This is a genomic window from Pseudochrobactrum sp. AO18b (assembly GCF_000409565.1).
In the GTDB taxonomy this organism is placed as follows: Bacteria; Pseudomonadota; Alphaproteobacteria; order Rhizobiales; family Rhizobiaceae; genus Pseudochrobactrum; species Pseudochrobactrum saccharolyticum.
Map to the genome: position 1 here is coordinate 1 of NZ_ANNO01000122.1, position 4,258 is coordinate 4,258.

Genomic DNA, 4,258 nt, shown 5'->3' on the forward strand with positions numbered 1-4,258 from the left:
CTGCTTCACGCTTACCGAGCACCAGAATGACCGGCACTTTCTGCAGCGAGTGCTCACGCACCTTGTAATTGATCTTCTCGTTGCGGAAGTCGGTCGTTACCTGCAAGCCTGCTTTTTTAAACAAGTTAGCAACTTCCTGACCATATTCATCCGCTTCCGAAGTGATCGTTGCCACAACAACCTGAATTGGTGCGAACCACAGCGGCATATGACCGGCAAAGTTCTCGATCAGAATACCGAGGAAACGCTCCATCGAGCCACAGATAGCGCGGTGAATCATAACCGGCTGCTGCTTCTCGGAATTGTTGTCGATATAGAATGCACCGAAGCGTTCCGGCAGATTGAAGTCAACCTGCGTTGTACCGCACTGCCATTCACGACCGATCGCATCTTTCAGCGTATATTCGAACTTAGGACCGTAGAACGCGCCCTCGCCAGGCAGAATGCCGGTTTTGATGCGGCCGCCGGAATTGGCTTCAATTGTCTTGAGCACTTCGCCCATAACGCTTTCCGCACGATCCCACAGCGCATCATCACCCACGCGCTTTTCAGGACGTGTGGAGAGTTTCACGGTGATCTGGTCGAAGCCGAAATCGGCATAAGTCGAAAGGATCAGATCGTTAATGCGCAGGCATTCATCGGCCATCTGCTCGTCAGTACAGAAGATATGCGCATCATCTTGCGTAAAGCCGCGAACGCGCATCAGACCATGCAGTGCACCGGATGGCTCATAACGATGCACATTACCGAATTCCGCCATTTTGATCGGCAGATCGCGGTAGGACTTCAAACCATGTTTGAAAATCTGCACGTGACCCGGGCAGTTCATCGGCTTCAGCGCGAAAACACGGTCATCTTCAGTGTCATCACCGGCAGTGGTGACCTTGAACATGTTGTCTTTATACCAGCCCCAGTGACCGGATGTTTCCCAAAGGGATTTATCCAGCACCTGCGGTGCGTTGACTTCCTGATAGCCATGATCATCGAGACGACGACGCATATAGCTGACAAGGCTCTGGAACATACGCCAGCCCTTGGAATGCCAGAACACCACGCCCGGACCTTCTTCCTGAAAATGGAACAGATCCATTTCACGGCCAAGGCGGCGATGATCGCGCTTTTCAGCTTCTTCCAGCATTGTCAGATATTGCTGCAGATCAGCATCATTCGCAAAAGCTGTACCGTAAATACGTGTCAGCATCGGATTGTTGCTGTCACCGCGCCAATAAGCACCGGCAACTTTCATCAGCTTGAACGCATTACCGATCTGACCTGTGGACGCCATATGCGGACCACGGCAAAGATCGAACCAGTCGCCCTGATAATAGATCTTCAGATCCTGACCTTCAGGGATCGCGTCAATCAGCTCAACCTTATAGGATTCACCCTTATCGGAGAAAACCTGCTTAGCTTTTTCGCGTGTCCAGACTTCGCGTGTGAACGATTTGTTGCGGGCAATGATTTCACGCATTTTCTTTTCGATAACCGGCAGGTCATCGGGTGTGAAAGGCTCATTGCGGGCGAAGTCATAATAGAAGCCGTTTTCGATAACCGGTCCGATTGTGACCTGCGTGCCAGGGAAAAGCTCCTGCACTGCTTCAGCCAGAACGTGGGCGCAGTCGTGGCGGATCAGCTCCAGCGCGCGCGGATCTTCACGGGTGAGAATCTCGACTTTGCCTGATGCGCCAAGCGGCTCGGACAAATCACGCACGGTGCCGTCAACCGCATAGGCGACAGACTTCTTGGCCAGTGATTTGGAGATGGATTCGGCAAGCGCCAGACCAGTCATGGCCGGATCATATTCACGCTGTGAGCCGTCGGGAAATTCGAGAGTAATAAGATCAGACATTGTCATCCTCATCCAGTCCCGCCAACGATTGCGGGTGGTTATTTAGAGCAAAATAAAAGCTTTCCGGCTCCTGCAAAACGAAGTGCAGATGCGACCGGCAGCGTCTCTATAATCAATCTAAACGGGGAAATAAACCTTTCCCCCGTAAAAGCTTAGTCATTATCGGGTTTTGCAGCGGAAATGTGCCAATAACGCCACGGAAAATACCATTTATAGCGCGGCTCCAGCGCTTCCGGCACACGATCAATGCCGCAGGTGCCGAACGGCCCGCAACGCATAACCCGAAACAAACCCATCCAGCCGCCGGTCCACAAACCGTAACGGGCAATAGCCTCATAGGCATATTCGGAACAGGTAGGCATATGGCGGCAGGAATTACCGATAAAGCCCGATAAAGTCAGCTGATAAAGCCGCACAAGCCCTGTACCGAGCAAACGATCCGGTGTTTTACGCCATGCGCCCTGATAGTTGCGGCTGAATTTTTTACGGGATTTAGTTTCAGGCTGCGGGCACATATCGCTTACACGGCAGCTTTTGCGGCAATCTGATCCAGACAGTCAACTACAGCGTCAAATGTCAGCAAAGTGGATGCATGACGGGCCTTATAGTCACGCACCGGCTCGAAAAAACGCAAATCTTCAAAGCGTCCCTCAGGCGGCGCGCCATTATCTTTCAGCATTGCAGTCATTTGCGCCTGCAATTCACGCAGTTCAGTCTCTGTGGAGCCGATAATATGACGCGCCATTACCGACGATGTCGCCTGCCCCAAAGCACAGGCCTTTACCTCATGTGCGAAATCTACGACAATACCGTCTCTGACTTTGAGATCGACAATCACGGTAGAACCGCAAAGTTTTGAATGCGCCTTCGCTGTTGCATCCGGCGACTGAAGACGACCAATATGCGGAATGTTACCGGCAAATTCGAGAATCCGGGCATTATACATATCATTGATCATCCGGCTTCTCCTTCAGCATGTTCCGGCGCATTGCCGGACATGATTGTATAAGTGGCTATATAAATATTTCATTTCAAGCCGCTATAGAGAATAGCACAACCGAAATACGACATAAATCGGCTGTCTTTGCTCTTTTAATATCTTCGACATACTTTATATAGGACAGGCATTTGCCTTTTGCGGATATTTCCGCGACAGTCAATGCAAACAGGCAGAGCAGGCCTTTGGCTGTATTCTGCAAAACGCCAGATAACTGCCCCGACATAAATGCCAAGCCTTCAGCGGTACAGCTAAAATTACCGCCTGAGCAAGCTTCGTAACAGTGTCCGTTTAACTCGTCTCTCCACAGAGAGAGACTACGGGAGCTCGATATGAACAAGCACATTTCCGATTCACAGACCAGCAATGTTGCACGCCCGACAAAGGCTGAGGCAGAGGCCGCTGTAAAAACATTGCTGCTCTGGATGGGAGAAGATCCGTCGCGCGAAGGGTTGCTTGAAACCCCGAAACGCGTGGCAAAAGCCTATAAAGAACTGTTTTCCGGCTATCATCAGTCACCGGAAGAAGAGCTCGGCACTGTTTTTGAAGAAGTTGCCGGCTACAAAGACATGGTTCTCATCAAAGACATCAAGTTCTTCTCGCATTGCGAACACCATATGGTACCGATTATCGGCAAGGCACATATCGGCTATCTGCCGAATGGCTCTGTTGTCGGCCTGTCGAAAATTGCGCGTGTGGTTGATATGTTTGCCCATCGCCTGCAAACTCAGGAAAGCATGACTGCGCAGATTGCTCACAGCATTCAGAATATTCTCAAACCCCTCGGCGTTGCTGTATTGATTGAAGCGGAACATATGTGCATGGCTATGCGCGGTATTCGCAAACAGGGATCAACCACATTGACGACCACCTTTACAGGCTCTTTTGAACAGGATGTTGCCAATCAGGTTCGGTTCATGACCATGCTGCGGAGCGGTTCATGACCAAACTGCCTGCCGATTTCCCTGCACAAACTGACAAGCACAGCACTGAGGAAGGTGCTGTCTTTGCGCCCCGCTTTGACAGTTCCGGCCTGATAACCGCAGTTGTGACAAGTGCGGATGATGGCGAATTGCTGATGGTTGCGCATATGAACAGCGAAGCCCTGCGGCTGACACTGGAAACCGGCATTGCCCATTACTGGTCGCGGTCACGCAAGTCGCTTTGGAAGAAAGGCGAAACCTCCGGCAATCTGCAGACTGTTATTGAGATGCGCACAGACTGCGATCAGGATGCCCTATGGCTCAAGGTCAGAGTTGCCGGTAATGGCCCGACATGCCACACAGATCGTCACTCCTGCTTTTATCGCACAGTAGATATTTCAGGCAACAACGTCATTTTACACAAATAAATCAAACTATTAGATTTGTTTATTAACATAAAACACAAAAGCCCCGCGTAATATTAATTAC

General features: G+C 50.7%; 5 protein-coding genes. 2 read left to right on the forward strand and 3 right to left on the reverse strand.

Features of this window, described 5'->3' with window-relative positions; genetic code table 11:
• From thrS to A918_RS0104985, 3 genes are all read right to left on the reverse strand, one after another.
• A partial coding sequence (thrS, locus tag A918_RS0104975) for a threonine--tRNA ligase (RefSeq protein WP_022709983.1) occupies positions 1–1,849 on the reverse strand: 1,849 nt, incomplete at its 3' end.
• 152 nt (positions 1,850–2,001) lie between these two features.
• Complete coding sequence (yidD, locus tag A918_RS19480) at positions 2,002–2,364, reverse strand: membrane protein insertion efficiency factor YidD (protein WP_022709984.1); 363 nt, start codon at positions 2,362–2,364, stop codon at positions 2,002–2,004.
• Positions 2,365–2,369: 5 nt separating this feature from the next.
• Complete coding sequence (locus tag A918_RS0104985; protein ID WP_022709985.1) at positions 2,370–2,807, reverse strand: iron-sulfur cluster assembly scaffold protein; 438 nt, start codon at positions 2,805–2,807, stop codon at positions 2,370–2,372.
• Between the two features lie 371 nt (positions 2,808–3,178).
• On the opposite strand from A918_RS0104985, the gene folE reads away from it, so the two are divergent.
• Both folE and hisI read left to right on the forward strand, forming a co-directional pair.
• Entirely contained in the window at positions 3,179–3,790 is a 612-nt protein-coding gene (gene folE / locus A918_RS0104995; protein ID WP_022709987.1) for a GTP cyclohydrolase I FolE, read from the forward strand.
• Complete coding sequence (hisI, locus tag A918_RS0105000; protein WP_022709988.1) at positions 3,787–4,197, forward strand: phosphoribosyl-AMP cyclohydrolase; 411 nt, start codon at positions 3,787–3,789, stop codon at positions 4,195–4,197. The genes folE and hisI overlap by 4 nt, the downstream gene beginning before the upstream one ends.
• The last annotated feature ends 61 nt before the right edge of the window (positions 4,198–4,258 follow it).

Coding starts and splice junctions, on each gene's coding strand:
- A918_RS0104985 (WP_022709985.1), bottom strand. CDS start 2,807: ATGATCAATGATATGTATAATGCCCGGATTCTCGAATTTGCCGGTAAC.
- yidD (WP_022709984.1), bottom strand. CDS start 2,364: ATGTGCCCGCAGCCTGAAACTAAATCCCGTAAAAAATTCAGCCGCAAC.
- folE (WP_022709987.1), top strand. CDS start 3,179: ATGAACAAGCACATTTCCGATTCACAGACCAGCAATGTTGCACGCCCG.
- hisI (WP_022709988.1), top strand. CDS start 3,787: ATGACCAAACTGCCTGCCGATTTCCCTGCACAAACTGACAAGCACAGC.